Genomic DNA, 17,075 nt, shown 5'->3' on the forward strand with positions numbered 1-17,075 from the left:
CCTCCCGTCACGCGACGGAAATACCTGTTCACAGGCACCCTCCGGGAGCTGGTAGTGTTCTACCCGTCGCCGCCGAACGCGGCAACGCCCCCGTAGCTCAGGGGATAGAGCAACGGCCTCCGGAGCCGTGTGCGCAGGTTCGAATCCTGCCGGGGGCACTTCGCAGGAAGTGCCTAAAGACCCCGTGATCAGCGGAAACGCTGAGGACGGGGTCTTGTTGTTTGTGCGGGCGTGTGCCGGGGTGCGCGGCCGTATGACGGGGATCGCGGCCTCTTCGCGGCCTGGGCCGTGCAGCGTCGGAGCGGGTCCGGGCCGGGGGCGGGACTCTGGAACGAGGGGAAGCAGCGGGTGGGTTCGGGAGCCGGGGAGACCACGACCGAGCCGGTTCGACCGGCTCTTCTGCGTGGCTGCCGACGCCGCCCACGGACCGCGTGTGACTCTGGAGGGGCTGGAGCTGACCGGTCGCGTGCCTGCCGTACTTCAGGAGACAGTCCTGGACCTTCATTCCTCGGGTACTCACAACGTGTCGTACGGTGCGCGGGGCAACCCGGGGATCAACGATGTCGGCATGGTCCTGCGCGTCCAGGACACCGAGGACGGGATCCTGACCCGGCCCGTTCTCGTGGGCCGCGAATGGGCGGACCGCTGCACCGACGACGGGGAAGGATCCCTTCCCGAGTGCGAGTGGCTGGCCGTCAGTGGGTCGCGTACGACGGCTCGGACATGTACCCCCATCCCCGATACGCGACGAACTGGCCAGCCGGTTGGACTGCCCCGTCCTAGACGGGGAGGGAACCGTGGAAGCCCCCTGGACAGGTCCAGGGGCCAATGGCGCAGGGTCGTCAGGCAGTGCTCGCTCCTACTCGCACAGAAGATCCCCCGATGCGCCGGTTCACCACCTCCCCGCGGCGGAACGCGGTCTGACCGTGAGGCGCATGCTGGGCGCCCGGGTATCCGGGCGCGGCCTTCTGGCTCACAAGCCGTGCTGCTCCATCAGTCGCATCAGGTTCCGTTTGCGCTTCTGGGCGGCGCGCAGGTCGGTGACGTACGCGGTGAAGTCGTCCGGTGTGCCGAGGCGGTGGTGGCAGTCGCGGATGCTCAGAAGCAGACTGACGAGTTGCTCGTAAGCCCGGTTGCCGGTCTCGCGGGTGAGGCGCGCGGCCAGGCGGAGGTAGACGGGAAGGGCATCCGCGGGGCGGGTCGGGCGGATCTCGTCGGCGAGGGCGAGCCACTGACCGTCGGGGACACCGTGCTCGTGGGCTGCCTGCCAGGCGGCGTCGACGTCCTTGTCGTCCAGTAGGACGTCGACGAGGACCCGGCCACCGTACGTGTCCGTTTGTTCGGCGTCGTCACGGAGCAGCGCCAGTGCCTTGTGGCGCTCGGCCGTCCAGCAGGCGGCGGCGACGGCCGCGGCGCGCAGCCGCTGGTAGGTGAGCAGGGTGCGGCGGGCGGTGAAGTGGTCACGGCGCAGGTTGACTGCATCGGCGAGTCGCCCGGCCTGGGTGTAGCGGTCGGCGAGGTGGTCGACCAGGGCGGTGTCGACGGTGGCGAGGTCCTCGGTCTCCCGGACGCCGCGCTCGGCCCATTCCTGCGCTTCGGCGGTACGACCGGCAGTGTCGAGTTCGCGGGCGATGAGCAGGTGGGTGTGGCCGTCCGGTGCGAGGTCGACGGCGTGTACGGCGATCACCGTGTCGACGTCCCGTCCCGACTTCGCGAGGCGCTGCATCAGATGCTTCTCGAGCCAGCCGGTGGGGTTGGCCCGCCATGCCTCGGCCGCGTACCGGCGCAGGGCGGCCATCCCCTGCTCCCCGAGCAGGTCCTCGTAGTCGAGCGGGTCGATGTCCGTCAGGTCGGCGGCCTCGTCGAGGGCATGGGTCACCAGCCAGTGCGCGAGTTCCTCCGGATCGGGGCGGGCCGCGCGGCAGGCCACGTGGTGGGCGTCGGCGAGATCGGCGCCGACCTGGCCGAGCCGGCCGTCGGAGTCGTCGACCCGCTCGACCACCCCGGCCAGCAGGTCGATCGCCTCCCGGGCCAGAGCCGTCGCGTCGGCTGCCCGGCCGGAGGCCGTCAGCGACCGGATCGCGGTGACCGCCTGCCCGGCCTGGTCGGCATAGGCACGGGCGTCGGCGTACTCGACGTAGCCGTACCGCGCGAACGGAGCGACATCGAGCAACTCCCAGATCCGGGAACGGATCCCGGCCACGTCTCCGTCGGCGCTCGCCACCCGCAGTTCCAGACGTCTCCGCAGGTTCCCGTCCTCGGCCATCTCCTCCCGCACGACAGCGAGCAGGTCATCCCGCGACAGACCGGTCAGCCAGGCGTCGAGATCACGGGACCGGTCCGGGGCCGCCTTCCGTCGCTTGCGGAGGTCGACCTCCTGAGCGATCACCGTCAGGCCGAGCGCGACCAGATGCTTGCAGAAGTTGCCCTCCTGACCGTACGGGCAGTCACACGTGCCCACCGGCTCCCCGCGGCCGCCGAGGAACAACTCCACCTCGTACCGCTCCCCGCCGCGTACCGATGCTCTGATCCAGCCGTCACCGCACTCGACACCGGACACCTCATCGACATAACCACGGCCACGCTCGAACGAACGCTCCCCGGCCAGCGTCCTCAGCTTCGCTTCCGTAAGACCGCCCACGCCCCTCCGCGCTCCGATCCGGCTCCGGCCCCCGATAGGAGATCACCCTAGCGGCCGCCCGGGCCCGCGGGGCCATCCCGAGTCAGGCCGTCAACAACCGGACCGGATCCCTGCGACGCCTTGCGTCACACCTGTATGGTCGTCGACCACCCCGGCCCCCGGATCCTCCCGAAAGGTGCCGCATGACCAAGCCCGCCACCGTGAACCTGACGAAGGCTTCGCCCACGGTCTCCCTGGACAAGCACGGCGTGACCTCGGGTCTGATCAAGGTCAACCTCAACTGGACCTCACCGCAGGCCTCCGCACAGCGAGCGGCCGGCGAAGCTCGTGGTCTGCTCGGCCGGATCCGGGCATCGCTGCGATCGGCTGCGGCCGGGGCGGTGGATCTCGACCTCGGCTGCATGATCCGGTGCACCGACGGCTCCAAGACCGTGGTCCAGGCCCTGGGAAACGCCTTCGGCGCGGTGGACCGCTTCCCGTATGTCGCCCTCGACGCGGACGACCGGACCGGGGCCCGGGAAGCGGGAGAGAACCTGGTCATCAACCTGGACCACCAGGCCGAGTTCCAGAAGCTCCTGCTCTTCGTCTACATCTACAAGGGTTCGGGCGACTTCCGCGGCCTCGACGCGGTGGTGACCATGACCTCCGACCGCGGCGACCGTTTCCGGATGGTTCTGGACGAGTGCCCGCCGCAGGCGCACGCGTGCGCCATCGCCCTCATCAAGCGCCAGAAGGGCGAACTCGTCATCGAACGCGAGGTGCGCTGGTTCACCCCCGCGGACGGCCCCGGCGTTCAAGACGTGATCTCCCGGGCCTACCGGCTCGGGATGAAATGGACCCCCGGCCGGAAGTAACCCCCGGCCACCTCTCAGCCTGACCCGGTCGGACCGCCCACGGACCCCCACCCTCCGCTTCCGGCCCCTGCATGGCGACGGCCCGGTCCGTCGTCAGTCGAGCCAGACGATGACCGCGTCCCCGGCCCGGGCCGCCGCCGTCAGGTATTCGGTCAGACCGCAGAAGTGGTCCCCGCCCCATTCCAGCGAGTCGCGGTCCTCCCAGCCCAGCGGGTAGATCTCCGCCGCCGTGAGCTCGGCCGGGTCGACTCCGTCGAGGAGCCGGTCGTACGTCAGGGTGCCGAGGGTGTCGGCGGCGAGGCGGACGCGAGGGGCGGGGAGGTACTGCGGCGGGCCGTAGCCCCAGTCGTCGGCCTCCCCCAGCGGCTCCTCACCGTGGATGACGTCCACCGGGAAGCCGGAACGCCGCAGCAGGAAGTCCAGGGGGTGCCACGCCTTGTACGTGGAGAAGTGGCGGGCCTCGGCCGGTGGAGGCCCGGACTCCTCCTCGGCGTCCAAGGTCTCCTCGATGCGGTCGAGAGCCCGGTCCGGGTCCTCGACGGCGCGCTCCAGCTCAGCCGGCGTCACACGGAAGTACTCACCGATCATGCTCATGGACGAATGCTAGGCAGCGCCACTGACAGCGGCGCCCGGGGCGTGGGGCGCGCCGGGCCGTGAGCCCAACAGCCGGGGAAGTTGGACCGATTCCCTCGCGCCGCCGACCCCGGCGCCGCCACAATGCGTGCATGACTGATGACTGGAAGCGACGGCTCGAGCGGGCTCATCTGGAGATGGTCGGGCGGGACGATCCCGTGGAGTGGGTCAAGGAGGCCAGCGGGGTCGAGGCTTCCTTGCGGTATCCACAACTCGCCCTGCGCGGGCCCCTGTTCGGCGTCGCGGTCGAGCGGGGCCAGGGATGGGAGGTGGTCCGGGAGATCGGGGCCGGGATGCCGCAGGAGGCGCGGGACAGTCTGAACTCCCTGTTGTGGTTCCGAGCCAAGGATGACACCGACGATCCGGAGGTGCGGCGCGATCTGCTGGCGGCCGTCGCCATCCTGGAGAAGGAGCCCGTGAACGAGGTCCAGGCCGTCGGCGAGCGCTACCGGATCGTGCGCGCCGACGAGTTCGCGCGGAGCGGGGACGACGGGCTCGAACCGCCCCGGCCGACCGACCCCGATCCGGCCGAGCCCTCCTGGGACGACCGGAACGGGCCGCCCTCGCCCGACCTCGGGTTCGTGCTGACCCCCGAGCGGACGGACGGCCTCACCCAGGAGGCGCTGAAGCTGGGGCTGCGTACCTTCGCGTACACCGGCGACCGCTACCCCGCCCGCGTACGGAACGATTCGCTCCGAGCCGTCGAGACCCACCCCGACATCGCCCTGCTGCCGGTCACCTTCGGCGTGGCCGAGCGGAACGGGGCGGGGTGGCAGCCGAGGGGCGGACTGCAGCCGACCCCGCACGAGGCGCGGCGGCTGCTCTACTCCGGGATGACGGACATGTGGGCCCGGATCTACAAGTACCCGAAGGACAAGGCGGAGCGCTATCGGCTGGCCGGTGAGGAGTTCCGGGCCGCCGGCCGGGCCGACGAGGCCCGGGTGGGCGGCCGGCTCTTCCGGATCTGCCGGGTGGAGCGCCTGGTCCGGTTCGGGCCGGACGGGCCGGAGACGCCGCGCCCCTCCGACGTGGACGAGTACGGGCCGATCAAGATGCATCCCACGATGGACCTCGACGGGACCGTGCACCACGGCGGTTGAGCCCCGGCAGGACCCGAAAGCGGAGCCGGGGAGAGGCGTCGGGAGGGAAGCTCACAGGCAGAGCCGGGGAGGGAGCGGGGAGGGGGAGGGCCGCCGCTCCTCCCCCTCCCGTTCCGTCACTTGACGTTGACCGCGGCCCAGGCCGCGTTCACCGCGTTGTACTCCGCGCTGCCCGCGCCGTAGAGGTCCGTCGCCGCCGAGAGGGTGGCGGTGCGGGCACCGGCGTAGGTGGTGGAGGAGGTCATGTACGTGGTCAGGGCCTTGTACCAGATCTTGTACGCCTTCTGGCGGCCGATGCCGGTGAGGGTCGAGCCGTCGTAGGTCGGGGAGCTGTGGACCACGCCGTTGATGGTCTTCGTGCCGCTGCCCTCGGACAGCAGGTAGAAGAAGTGGTTGGCCGGGCCCGAGGAGTAGTGGACGTCGAGGCGGCCGAGACCGCTGGACCAGTAGTCGGCGGAGTTGCCGTCCTTGCTGGGCTTGTCCATGTAGCGCAGCGGGGTGCCGTTGCCGCGGATGTCGATCTTCTCGCCGATGAGGTAGTCGCCGGCGTCGGAGGCGTTGGCCGCGTAGAACTCGACGGAGGTGCCGAGGATGTCGGACGTGGCCTCGTTCAGGCCGCCCGACTCGCGGCTGTAGCGCAGCCCGGCGGTGACCGAGGTCAGGCCGTGGGTCATCTCGTGGCCGGCCACGTCGAGGGAGGTCAGCGGCTTGGCGTTGTTCGCGCCGTCGCCGTACGTCATGCAGAAGCACTGGTCGGACCAGAAGGCGTTGACGTACGCGTTGCCGTAGTGGACGCGCGAGTAGGCGGCCGCGCCGTCGCCGCGGATGCCGTTGCGGCCGAGCTCGCTCTTGTAGAAGTCCCAGGTGACGGCCGCGCCGTAGTGGGCGTCGGCGGCGGCGGTCTCGCGGTTGCTCGCGAGGCCGTTGCCCCAGACGTCGGTGGAGTTGGTGAAGAGGGTGCCGGTGCCGCTGGTGGCGCCCTTGAGGTCGTACGTCTTGTGGCCGCCGCGAGCGGTGTCGGTCAGCGTGAAGGACGGCGCGGTGCCGAGGGTGACCTGGCCGCTGTACTGGGTGTTGCCGACGCCGGTCTCGATGGCCTCGTAGGAGTAGAGCTCCTTGCCGGTGGTCGCGTCGGTGATGACGTGCAGTTCGCTCGGCGTGCCGTCGTGCTGGAGGCCCGTGACGACCGTCTCCCACGCCAGGGTCGGCTTGCCCGTGGCGGCCCAGACCACCTTGCGGGAGGTGGAGGGCTTCTCCCCGGTGGCCTCGGCGGCGGACAGCGCCGCGGTCCGCGCCGCGGCGGCGGAGACGGCCGGGGTGGTGCTCGGCACGGATATGCGGGCGCCGGTCGCCTTGGTGGTGGAGCGGGCGCCGTTCTTCTTCTGGTGCACGACGAGGTCGCCGCCGAGGACCGGCAGACCCTCGAAGGTCCGCTCGTAGCGGGTGTGCACGGTGCCGTCCGCGTCCTTGACGACGTCCCGGACGACCAGCTTCTCCTGGCCGGACAGTCCGATGGCCCGGGCGGTGGCGGCCGCGCCGGACTGGGCCTCCTGGAGGGCGGCGGCGCGCTGGGTGCCGGTCAGCACGAGCGCGGTCGCACCGGCCTCACGCTGGGCCTGCTGGGCACCCGGGGTCACCTGGGCATCGGCGTTGGCGGATCCGGTCTGGACTCCGACGACGACCATGGCGGCCGATGCGAGCAGGGCGGCGGCTCGGGCGGTGGTACGACGGTGCGAGGACTGCTGGCGGGTCACGCGGGCTCCTTCGCTGTTACGCGTGGGGGATCTGTGTGGGGGGTGGTGCGGAAGCGAGCGTGCCAGCGAGCAGCCCTGATTGACAGGTATGCAACAAGGATTTGACCATCAGTTGTCCGAAGGGCGGCCAACTCCGTCCGTTATACGGGGAGCTGACCGCCCTGAGGGTCGTACAGGGGTCGGGTAGGGGCGGGGGAGGGTAGCCGCGGGCGGGGAGGGAGGCGCGGGCGAGGAGGGGTTACCGCACGCGGAGAGGGTGGCCGCGGGCGAGTAACGGCAACGCCGGGCGGGACCCAGCCGCGGGCAAGGACGGGCTACCGCGGGCGAGTAACGGCCGCCCCGGGCAGGGAAGGGCCGCCCCAGGCAGGGAAGGACCGCCGTGGGCGGCGGTGGGCCGCCCTTCGGGAACGGTGCGTGGGAGGTGCCGGATCAGGCCCGGCTGGGCGCCGCGCCGCCCCGCAGCGTCTCGGGCGCGAGGTGGTGCAGGAGCGGCCGCCGGGTCGTGGTGCGCTCGGAGCGCAGGGCCACGGCGGCGTGGTGGGCCGGGCCGCAGGGCAGGTCGTACAGCGTCCACCCCTCCGGGCGGCGGCCGTGCTCCCCCGCGCCGGCCTGGTCTCCGTCACCGTCGCCGCCGAGGTCGTCCAGGGTGGTGGCACGGCCGAGGCCCGTGCCGAGGCCCTTCAGGTACGCCTCCTTGCGCGCCCAGATCCGGCCGAACGCGGCGGCCCGCCGCCCCGGCTCCTCCTCGGCCTCGATGTCGGCCCGCTCCCGGGGGTGGAGGACGGACAGCAGGTCGGCCACGGTCTCCGGCGCGGGCCGCAGTTCGACGTCCGCGCCGACCGGGACGGGGGCCGTGGCGATCAGAACCATGCCCCTGGTGTGCGAGAGGGAGAAATGCAGCGGCGGCGGTACGGAGGGATCACCGCCGGGCACGGCGAGCGCGGGGCGGCCGTGCGCCGCGCCACAGCACGGGCACGGCTCGCGGGTGAAGGCCAGGTCCTCGGGGCGTTCGCCGAGCAGGCCGCCGAGCACGGTGCGCAGCGCGACGTGCGCCGCGGTGTACAGGGTGCGGTCGACGGGTCGTACGAAGGCGGCGGCCCGTTCGCGCTCCCGCGCGTCCAGGACGGTCGTGTCGAGCCCGGCGGCGAACGCGGCTCCGGGTGTCTCGTCGAGCTCCAGGAGCCAGACCTCGGCCTGCATGGTTGGGTGTCCTCCAGGGTGCGGCAGCAGCGTCGACCGTACCCGTGACTCCGTCAGCCTGTCTCCGGTCCCCGTCAGGAAGCCCGTCCACGTCGCCGGCGGAAAGCGCGTCCCGTGCCTGGCAGGAAGCCCGGCCCCGGCTCCCGTCCGGAAGCCCGCTCGGTTTTGTCCGGGAGCCCGTCCACGTTTCTGGCAGGAAACCCGTCCGGTTTCCCGCCGGAAGCCCGCCCCCACTCCCATCAGGAGCCCGCCCCTGTTCCCGCCGGAAGCCTGCCCCCGCTCCGAGCAGGCGCCGGTCCCTGTCCCCGGCGGGAAACCTGCCCCGCGCTCCGCCGGGAGGCCCGTACCCGTTTCCGTCAGGCCGAGCGCTTGCGCGGGGTCGCCTTCTTCGCCGGCTGCTTCTTCGCCGTCCCCTTGGCCGTCGACTTCGCGGTGGACTTCGCCGTGGACTTGGCCGGCGCCTTCTCCGTGCTCTTCGCCGCCGTCTTCGCGGTCTTCGCCGTCGACTTCCGGGCCGGCGCCGCGGCGGTCTTCTTGGCCGCCGTCCGCGCCGTGGACTTCTTGGCGCCCGTCTCCTTCGGCTCCGACGTCCGCGCGGCGGCCTTCTTGCGCGGTCTGAGCTCGGTGACCTCCGCCGGCTCGCCGCGCGCCTCCTTCGCCGCGCGCACGCTGCTCTCCAGGGCCGCCATCAGGTCGATCACCTGGCCGCCGCCGCGCGACTCCGGCTCGGGGGGCGCGAGGCCGGCCCCGCCCTCTGCCTTGGCGGCGATCATCTCCTCGACGGCCTCGCGGTAGTCGTCGTGCAGCGTGCTGATGTCGACCTCGCCGAGCGTGGACATCAGCGCGTCCGCCAGGTCCAGTTCGGCCTCCCGTACCGTCACCGGGGTCTCGGGCGCCACGCCCTCCGGGGCGCGGATCTCGTCCGGCCAGAGCAGGCCGTGCATGGCGATCACGTCGTCCACGACCCGCAGCATGCCGAGCCGCTCCCGCCCGCGCAGGGCGTACTTGGCGACCGCCACCTTGTCGCTGCGCTTCAGGGCCTCGCGCAGCAGGGTGTACGGCTTGGCGGCCGGCACTCCGTTGGCGGAGAGGTAGTACGCGGCGTCCATCTGGAGCGGGTCGATCTGCGAGGCCGGCACGAAGGAGACGATCTCGATCGTCTTCGCCGTGGGCAGCGGCAGGGCGGCCAGGTCCTCGTCGGTGATCGGGATCATGGTCCCGTCGGCGTCCTCGTACGCCTTGCCGATCTCCGCCTGGGTGACCTCGGCGCCGTCCAGCTCGCACACCTTCTTGTAGCGGATGCGACCGCCGTCGGCGGCGTGGATCTGTCGGAAGGAGACCGACCGGCTCTCCGTGGCGTTGACCAGCTTGATCGGGATGCTGACGAGCCCGAAGGATATGGCCCCGTTCCAGATGGATCGCACAGTCATCCCCTTCCGTTCTTGATGCGCCGGGTGCGCGCCTTGCCTATCCGAGGTCCCTTATGTGGTATTTGCGATGAATGAGCAGGAATCGTGGGATTCTCATCGTATGACGCCCATCACAGAGGTGGCGGGGCGGCGCCTGGCGCTCAGCAACCTGGACAAGGTCATCCACCCGGCCTCCGGCACCACCAAGGGCGAGCTGCTGCACTACTACGCCACCGTCGAGGCCGTGATCCTGCCGCATCTGCACGACCGCCCGGTCTCCTTCCTGCGCTATCCGGACGGCCCGGGCGGTCAGCTCTTCTTCACCAAGAACCCTCCGCCCGGCACACCCGCCTGGGTGAACACCGCCCCCATGCCCCGCTCCGAGGACCCCGGCGCCCGGCAGGTCGTGATCCAGGACCTGGCGTCCCTGATGTGGGCGGCGAACCTGGTCGTGGAGTTCCACACCCACCAGTGGCGGGCCGCCTCCCCCGCCGTCGCCGACCGGCTGGTCCTCGACCTCGACCCGGGACCGCCCGCGACGATCGTCGAATGCTGCCGGGTCGCCCTCCACCTGCGGGAACGGCTCGCCGCCGACGGTCTCACGGCGTACGCGAAGACCTCCGGCTCCAAGGGGCTGCACCTCCTCGTCCCCCTGGAGCCGACGCCCTCCGAGCAGGTCTCCGCCTACGCGCGCCGGCTCGCGGTGGACGCGGAGGCGGAGCTGCCGAGGCTGGTGGTGCACCGGATGGCCAAGCACCTGCGGCCCGGGAAGGTCTTCGTCGACCACAGCCAGAACGCCGCCGCCAAGACCACGGCCACCCCCTACACCCTGCGGGCCCGCCGGCTGCCGGCCGTCTCCGCGCCGGTCACCTGGGAGGAGGTGGAGAGCTGCGCGAGTCCCGAGACGCTGGTGCTGCTCATGAACGACATCGCCCCCCGTCTGGAGGACTACGGCGACCTGCTCGCCCCGCTCTTCGACCCCGCCGCGGCGGCACCACTGCCCGCAGCACCCCCCGGAGCCGCGCCATGAGCCCCGCCCGCGGCCCCGGCGCCGGGGCGGGTGTCGTGCTCCGTCCGCCGGTCGACGTGATGCGCCCGAAGGCGGCGGACGAGCTGCCCCGGCAGGGCAGCGTCCCCGGCGGCCTCCAGTACTCCCTCAAGCTCGACGGCTTCCGCGCCCTCGCCTTCGTCCTCGACGACGGCCAGGTCTTCCTCCAGTCCAGGAACCGGCGCGATCTCGCGCGCGAGTTCCCCGGCATCGCCGCCTACCTCGGCGAGCGGCTGCCGGCCGGGATCGTCCTGGACGGTGAGCTGTGCGCGTACCGCGAGGGACGGGTGAGCTTCACCGATCTGCTCCGTACGCACCGGGAACGCGAGCGGGCCGGCGTCCCCGTCTCGTACATCGCCTTCGATCTGCTCGCCCTGCCCGGCCACGACCTGCGGGGCCGGCCGCTGCGGGAGCGGTGGGAGCTGCTCGGCGCGGCCCTCAAGGACACCGGGCCGCCGCTCCAGCGGGTGCTGGCCACCGACGACGAGGAGACCGCCCGGGACTGGTTCGTCGCGCTGCGGGAGGCGGGCGTCGAGGGCGTCGTGGCCAAGGCGTGGAACTCGACCTACCGCCCCGGCCACACCTGGTCCTGGCGGAAGATCCGGCACTCGGACACCGAAGACGCCGTACTGGAGGGGGTGTTCGGGCCGCCGGACCGCCCGCACGCCGTGCTGGCGCGCCTGTCCGACGGGCGCCGGCTGCGGACCACCCCGCGCCTGACGGGCGCTCAGGCGCGCGAGGTGGCCGGGCTGACGGCGGGGCTCCTCGGTGAACCGGTGAACGACCCGGAGCACGGGCCGGTACGACCGCTCGACCGTCAACTGACCATGGAGCTGCGGCTGATCGCGGGCCGCCAGGACACGGCCCGCTTCGTACGCGTGCGGGAGACGGACCCGCCGCCCGAGGAGGCGGCGGGGGGCACGACCTCGGGCGCGGCCCCGGGCACGGCGCAGGACGCGGCCCCGGGCACGGCGCAGGACGCGGACGCAGACACAGACGCAGACGCAGGCGCAGACGCGGACGCGGACGTGGACGCGGCCACGGGCGCGCACACGAGCTCGCCTCCCGACCCGGCCTTCTGACCGAACGGCCGCGCAGCCCTCGTCACCGGCTCGGGCACCAGCTCGGGCAACCGACACCGGCACCGGCTCGGGCAACCGACACCGACACCGGCACCGGCTCGGGCAACCGGCACCAACACCGGCTCGGCACCGATCCCCGTCGCAGCAGCCCGCCCCTCCCCCGCCGGTAACGAGCCCGGCGGCTGAATATCGACTCCCCCTCCCCGACGCTCCGTTCCGGACAAACTCCCCGACCGCCCGCCGCGGACGCCCGTTGGTGCGCGCCGGTGCACAACAGTGCCGGTCGGCCGTCGTCACCCACCGGTCCGCACGGCGTCGGGGCCCGTGGCGACGCCGCCGGGAGGGCCGGTCAGGGGCCCCGCGGGGGTCGCGCGGGGCGGTGCGCGGACCCGTGCGTGGCGCAAAGCGAGCGGCCGTGCGGGGCTCGCGACACCGCGTCTCGCAGGCGGGTCCTTGTTGTCCTTGCGTTGGTGCACACTTGCTGCCTGGTACAGGGCTCACGGGGAAGGCGGCCTGGCATGCTGACGGGGATCGAGGAGGTCGACTGGGCCTCGTTGGGGCATGCGTACGGCCCCGCGGACGACGTGCCGGAGCTGTTGCGCGGGCTCGCCTCCGACGATCCGGCCGAGCGGGAGAACGCCCTGGACGGCATGTACGGGGCCGTGCACCACCAGGGCGACGTCTACGACTCCACGCTCGCCTGCATCCCCTTCCTCCTGGAACTCGTCGCCGACCCCACCGTCCAGGACCGCGGCGGCATCGTCGAGTTGCTCACCAGCATCGGCGGCTTCGACCTCTGCGACGAGGAGGAGCTGGACGAACTCGACCCGGACGACGCGGAGTTCATACCGGCCGCGAATTACGCGATGGCCGCGGCGGCGGTCGCGGCCGGCGCCGACGTGTTCTTCGGGCTCGTCGACGACCCCGACCCGGAGGTGCGGCTCGCGGCGCCCTGCGCGCTGGCCGCCCTGCACTCCGACCCGGCCCGGGTGCTCGACCTGCTGCGCGAGCGGCTCACCGTCGAGCGGGACACGGAGGTGCGGCTCGCCCTGGTCGCCGCGGTCGGGCGGATCGCGCTGCGGCACGAGTCGCTGCGCGCCGAGACCGTGGACTGGCTGGGCTGGCTGTCGCGGGCCGCGCAGGCGCCCGGGCTGCGGCTCGCGGCCCTCGCCCAGCTCGCCCGCTGCGCGCCGGCCCGGATCCCCGAGGACGTGGTGGAGCGGGTCACCGTCCTGCTCGACGAGGTGCGTTCGGCGCCGCCCGACCGCCCCGCCGAAACCCCGCGCACGGCCAGCCCGACCCTGATCGGCCAGGTCCGCGAACTCCTGGAGGAGCACTCGGCGGGCCGCCCCACCCCGTGGACGGAGGAGTTGCTCCGTACCCTGCACACCGCCCTCGACGACCGGGTCGACGACCGCATCGCGCTCATCCTGGCCCAGCTGCGCAGCCCCGACTGGGGGCAGCGCTCGGACGCGATCTGGCTGTGCGGCGGGCTGATCAGGGTGTGGCGGGGGCGGTACGAGGAGGTCGTGCGGCTCGTCGGGGAGCAGCTGAGCGACCCGGAGCCGAGGCTGCGCGAGGCCGCCACGTCCTTCCTGGAGCGGCTCTTCGAGCTGGCCGGACCGGCCTCGGACGCCCTGGCCGCCCGCCTCGCGGCCGCACCGACCGGGCCGCTCGGCCTGCCCGGTCCCGGTGCGCGGGCCGGCCGCGGCGGGGCGCTGCTCGCCCTCGCCCGTGCCGGTGACGCCCGGGCGATCCCGCTGCTCGCGCGGGCCCTGGAGGAGCGCGAGGTGCGGCGGGAGTTGCTGTACGCGGTGGACGCGCTCGGTCCGGCCGCGCTGCCGCTCGCCCCGGTGCTGCGGCGCAGGCTGGGCGAGGTGGAGCTGGACGACCTGCTCTACGACCGGGCGGCGCCGCTGCTGTTCGCGCTGGCGTCGGTGCGGGGCACGCAGGCGCTGCCGGAGGTGCTGCGGGTGCTGCGCGGGGCGCCGCCGAACCGCCGGGACTGGGTGCGGGAGGCGTGTCTGCGGACCCTGGCGATGTTCGGGCCGGTGGCGCGGGAGGAGGCGCTGCCCGACGTGCGGCGGCTGCTCGTCTCCGAGTCGGCCGCGGTCTCGTCGATGGCGGCGCGGGCGGCGTGGTCGCTGGACGGTTCGCTCGACGAGGCCCTGGCCGCGCTGGGGCGGTGGCTGCGGCCGGGCGCCACGGATGCCGAGTGGTGCGTGGCGGCCCGCGCCCTGGGCGCGATCGGCCCGGCGGCGGCCGGTGCGGCTGCCGCGCTGCGGGCGGGCCTCGCGTCGCGTGACCTGTGGGTGCGGGTGCGCTCGGGGGCGGCGCTGTGGCGGGTCGAGGGCGACGCGGCCGCGGTGCTGCCGGTGCTGCTCGCGGCCTGGGAGGAGAACCGGCACGCCAGGGTGGCGGTCGCCGAATGTCTGGCGGAGATGGGCCCGGCGGCGGGTGAGGCGGAGCCGGTGATCCGCGCCGAGCTGGCCCGAAGACGACGCCACAACGCCCGTGAGGACGGCGCGGGCTCCCATGACGTCCACGACGACGAGAAGCTCCTCACGCTGTGCCGGGCGGCCCTGACCCAGATGGAGCGGCGCCTTTTGTAAGGGCCTCGGGTCTGTCGTCGGGCCTCGGGTCTGTCGTCGGGCCTCGGCTCCTCACTGTGCTCCTCACTCTGCTCCTCGGGGTCGGCCGGGCTCACCTCTGGTCCACCGGGCTCACCTCGGGGTCGGTCGCGCTCACCTCGGGTCCACCGGGTGGGACACCCACCCGGTGGACAAAAAGGACTTCCCTGCGAATAAGGTCTACGGGGAGACCGCTCGTCCCGAGCCGCCCGCCGCCGACCCCGAGGAGCAGAGTGAGGAGCAGCCCGAGAGCGCGCACCGTGCGCGCACTCTCCGCCACGACCGCGCCCGCCCTGGCGGTGTGCGCCCTCGCCCTCGCCCTCCTCCTCACCGGCTGCGGGCACCGCGCCGGTCTGGAGAGCGCGGGCCGCTCCCCCGCCGCCGTCGGCCCGGTCCGGCTCTGGCCGGATCTGCCGCCCGCGACCAGTCCGCCGATCGACTACGGCGAGACCGACACCGCGCGCGTACCCGGGATCGAGGTCCCGGGCAACGACGTCCACGCGGTCGACCCCGTCGCCGTGCTCCAGGCCGAGGTGCGGGCGCACGGCGAGGACCGCTCCGGCGCCGACGCCCTGTACGAGGAGACGGTGCGGGCCATCGAGGGCTGCGGCACCGACCGCGCGCGCTGCCCGGTCCTCGACCCGTACTACCGCGATCTCACCGGCAACGGCCGTGACGAGCTGATCGTCGGCGTCCGGATGCCCGAGCAGCAGGTCGCCGTCCGCGTCTACCTCGCCGAGCACGGCGGCCTGACCCGGATCATGTCCACGGCCGACCAGGTGCTCAGCGTGGAGGTGGCCGGCCGGGACCTGATCATGCGGGCCAGCTCCGCGGGCATCCCCGGCTACGAGTACCGGACCGCGTGGTCCTGGGACGAGCAGCAGGGGGCGATGCTGCCGGCCCGGGACGAGATCGTACGGATCAAGCCACCCGGCGCGGGCACCTCGGTCGTCCCGGCGCCGGTGTTCGTCAGCCCCTCGGCCACGTCCACCCCCGCCCCCGCACCGGTGCCGCCCGAGGCCGGCCCGTGAGGCGCCGCCTCCGGCCGCCCGCCTGGACCGCGACCCTTACCTGGAAGGCCGGGGTCTTCATCACCGTCATGTGCTGTGCGCTGGCCGCGCTGCTCGGCACGCTCGTCCACGTGTCGGTGGCCGGCGAGACGGTCCGGGACTCCCGCGAGAAGGCGCTGACCCGGCTCGGCGAGGTCGTACGCCTCTACGAGTCGGGCGAGCCGCTCCCCCGCTTCGCCGGAGTGGACCCGGACGGGCTGCCCGCCGAGCTGCGCGCGCTCGCGGTCCGCGGCGAGCGGGGCACCATGGTGGGCGACCACGAGGGCCGTCCGACGATGTGGGCGGCGGGCCCGGCGGACGGGCGCGCCCTGGCGGTGCGGATCGACTACACGCAGAGCGCCGAGACGATCGACGGGCTCGACCGTTCGATCCTCGCCTCCTCCCTGCTCGCCATCGGGGCGACCCTGCTGGTCGGGTCCTTCGCCGTCAGCCGGATCACCCGGCGGCTGCACGCCACCGCGCGGGTGGCCCGGCGGATCAGCGCGGGCGACCTGGACGCGCGCGTGGACGACCCCCGCACCCGGGACCCCGCGCGGCACCAGGACGAGGTGGCCACGGTCGCCGGCGCCCTCGACACCATGGCGTCCTCGCTCCAGCGCAAGCTGCAGAACGAACAGCGGTTCACCGCGGACGTGGCGCACGAACTGCGCACCCCGCTCACCGGTCTCTCGGCCGCCGCCGAACTGCTGCCGGAGGGACGCCCCTCGGAGCTGGTCCGGGACCGGGTGCGGGCGATGCGCGCGCTCACCGAGGACCTGCTGGAGATCTCCCGACTCGACGCGGGCACCGAGCGGGTGGACCTGGCCGTCCACGAGCTGGGCCCGCTGGCCGAGCGGGTGGTGCGGGCCTCCGGAACGGACACGGAGGTGCGGGTGCTGCGCGGGGCGACGGTGGAGACGGACAAGCGGCGCCTGGAGCGGGTGCTCGGCAATCTGGTCACGAACGCGCACGGCCACGGGGTCGCGCCGGTGGTGCTGACCGTGGACGGCCCGGTGGTGACGGTGCGGGACCACGGCCCCGGCTATCCGGAGTACCTGCTCGACGCGGGCCCGCAGCGCTTCCGTACCGAGGGCGGCGGCAAGGGCCACGGGCTCGGCCTGACGATCGCGGTGGGCCAGGCGGAGGCGATCGGCGCGGAGCTGGTCTTCGCCAACACGCCGGCGGAGGAGGGCGGCGGGGCCGTGGCCCGGCTGACGCTCCCGGAGTACGTACGGCTCGCGGAACCCGGCACGGCCGAGGTGGCTGGTGGGGCGGGTGGGGCCGGCGGAGCAGGTGGGGCCGCCGGCGGCGACGGGTCCGGCGCGACCGACGGGTCCGGCGCGACCGACGGACCCGGTGGGCCCGGCGCGACCGACGGACCCGGTGGGTCCGGTCGGTCCGGTGGGGGCCGCCCCGGTTGATGGGACCGGCACGGCCCGGCACGACCGGAACCGCCCGGCACGACACCAAGCACGCCCCCAGCCAACCCGCCCGGCACGACCGGTAGCGCCCGCCCGGCAAGCACGGCCGACCCGCACGGCCCGCCCGGCCGCCCGCCCGGCCCGCCCGGCCGGACAACGCAGCAGCCACGAGACGGCACCGCACGGCACGGCACGGCACGGCGCACCGTCACACAAAAGGGACATAAGGCTTACTGCTTGCTACGTTGCGGACC

The 17,075-nt window shown here is 73.3% G+C and carries 12 protein-coding genes and 1 tRNA gene; 8 read left to right on the forward strand and 5 right to left on the reverse strand.

From position 1 onward, the window contains the following. Positions 1-86: 86 nt before the first annotated feature. A tRNA-Arg gene (locus ABD954_RS10500) sits at positions 87-158 on the forward strand. Between the two features lie 815 nt (positions 159-973). Here ABD954_RS10500 and ABD954_RS10505 read toward each other — a convergent pair. Next, positions 974-2,641, reverse strand: coding sequence for an SWIM zinc finger family protein (locus ABD954_RS10505; RefSeq protein ID WP_345485635.1), 1,668 nt, complete (start codon positions 2,639-2,641; stop codon positions 974-976). Positions 2,642-2,823: 182 nt separating this feature from the next. Between ABD954_RS10505 and ABD954_RS10510 the strand changes: the two genes are divergently transcribed. Then, positions 2,824-3,495, forward strand: coding sequence for a hypothetical protein (locus tag ABD954_RS10510; RefSeq protein ID WP_345485636.1), 672 nt, complete (start codon positions 2,824-2,826; stop codon positions 3,493-3,495). 93 nt (positions 3,496-3,588) lie between these two features. Here the strand turns inward: ABD954_RS10510 and ABD954_RS10515 are convergent, their stop codons facing one another. Continuing rightward, on the reverse strand, positions 3,589-4,089 hold the full coding sequence (locus tag ABD954_RS10515; protein ID WP_345485637.1) for a YfbM family protein: 501 nt from the start codon (positions 4,087-4,089) through the stop codon (positions 3,589-3,591). 131 nt (positions 4,090-4,220) lie between these two features. Here ABD954_RS10515 and ABD954_RS10520 point away from each other — a divergent pair, with 131 nt between their 5' ends. Beyond that, the gene (locus ABD954_RS10520; RefSeq protein WP_345485639.1) at positions 4,221-5,228 is read left to right on the forward strand and encodes a DUF5954 family protein; all 1,008 of its coding nucleotides are present in this window, start codon (positions 4,221-4,223) and stop codon (positions 5,226-5,228) included. Between the two features lie 116 nt (positions 5,229-5,344). On the opposite strand, the gene ABD954_RS10525 is transcribed toward ABD954_RS10520, so the two are convergent. The 3 genes from ABD954_RS10525 to ku all read right to left on the reverse strand — a co-directional run bounded on the left by ABD954_RS10525 (position 5,345) and on the right by ku (position 9,606). Continuing rightward, complete coding sequence (locus tag ABD954_RS10525; protein WP_382745878.1) at positions 5,345-6,982, reverse strand: M4 family metallopeptidase; 1,638 nt, start codon at positions 6,980-6,982, stop codon at positions 5,345-5,347. A 429-nt stretch (positions 6,983-7,411) separates the two neighbouring features. Further along, complete coding sequence (locus ABD954_RS10530; RefSeq protein WP_345485640.1) at positions 7,412-8,182, reverse strand: 4'-phosphopantetheinyl transferase family protein; 771 nt, start codon at positions 8,180-8,182, stop codon at positions 7,412-7,414. Between the two features lie 356 nt (positions 8,183-8,538). Further along, positions 8,539-9,606: a non-homologous end joining protein Ku gene (ku, locus tag ABD954_RS10535; protein WP_345492076.1), complete on the reverse strand. Its 1,068-nt coding sequence runs from the start codon at positions 9,604-9,606 to the stop codon at positions 8,539-8,541. Between the two features lie 106 nt (positions 9,607-9,712). Here ku and ligD point away from each other — a divergent pair, with 106 nt between their 5' ends. The 5 genes from ligD to ABD954_RS10560 all read left to right on the forward strand — a co-directional run bounded on the left by ligD (position 9,713) and on the right by ABD954_RS10560 (position 16,821). Next, on the forward strand, positions 9,713-10,621 hold the full coding sequence (gene ligD, locus ABD954_RS10540) for a non-homologous end-joining DNA ligase (RefSeq protein WP_345485641.1): 909 nt from the start codon (positions 9,713-9,715) through the stop codon (positions 10,619-10,621). Continuing rightward, entirely contained in the window at positions 10,618-11,721 is a 1,104-nt protein-coding gene (locus ABD954_RS10545; protein WP_345485642.1) for an ATP-dependent DNA ligase, read from the forward strand. The genes ligD and ABD954_RS10545 overlap by 4 nt, the downstream gene beginning before the upstream one ends. Before the next feature lie 518 nt (positions 11,722-12,239). Then, positions 12,240-14,333, forward strand: a complete 2,094-nt coding sequence (locus ABD954_RS10550; RefSeq protein ID WP_345485643.1) for a PBS lyase — start codon at positions 12,240-12,242, stop codon at positions 14,331-14,333. A gap of 278 nt (positions 14,334-14,611) precedes the next feature. Continuing rightward, positions 14,612-15,382: a hypothetical protein gene (locus ABD954_RS10555; RefSeq protein WP_345485645.1), complete on the forward strand. Its 771-nt coding sequence runs from the start codon at positions 14,612-14,614 to the stop codon at positions 15,380-15,382. Further along, a complete protein-coding gene (locus tag ABD954_RS10560; protein ID WP_345485646.1) occupies positions 15,379-16,821 on the forward strand; it encodes a histidine kinase dimerization/phospho-acceptor domain-containing protein in 1,443 nt (480 codons plus the stop codon). The genes ABD954_RS10555 and ABD954_RS10560 overlap by 4 nt, the downstream gene beginning before the upstream one ends. Positions 16,822-17,075 lie beyond the last annotated feature (254 nt).

It is taken from the genome of Streptomyces roseoviridis (assembly GCF_039535235.1).
GTDB lineage: Bacteria > Actinomycetota > Actinomycetes > Streptomycetales > Streptomycetaceae > Streptomyces > Streptomyces roseoviridis.

Bases quoted from the DNA above. Each gene is read 5' to 3' on its own strand.
- ABD954_RS10510 (WP_345485636.1), top strand. From the start codon at position 2,824: ATGACCAAGCCCGCCACCGTGAACCTGACGAAGGCTTCGCCCACGGTC.
- ABD954_RS10515 (WP_345485637.1), bottom strand. From the start codon at position 4,089: ATGAGCATGATCGGTGAGTACTTCCGTGTGACGCCGGCTGAGCTGGAG.
- ABD954_RS10520 (WP_345485639.1), top strand. From the start codon at position 4,221: ATGACTGATGACTGGAAGCGACGGCTCGAGCGGGCTCATCTGGAGATG.
- ABD954_RS10530 (WP_345485640.1), bottom strand. From the start codon at position 8,182: ATGCAGGCCGAGGTCTGGCTCCTGGAGCTCGACGAGACACCCGGAGCC.
- ligD (WP_345485641.1), top strand. From the start codon at position 9,713: ATGACGCCCATCACAGAGGTGGCGGGGCGGCGCCTGGCGCTCAGCAAC.
- ABD954_RS10545 (WP_345485642.1), top strand. From the start codon at position 10,618: ATGAGCCCCGCCCGCGGCCCCGGCGCCGGGGCGGGTGTCGTGCTCCGT.
- ABD954_RS10550 (WP_345485643.1), top strand. From the start codon at position 12,240: ATGCTGACGGGGATCGAGGAGGTCGACTGGGCCTCGTTGGGGCATGCG.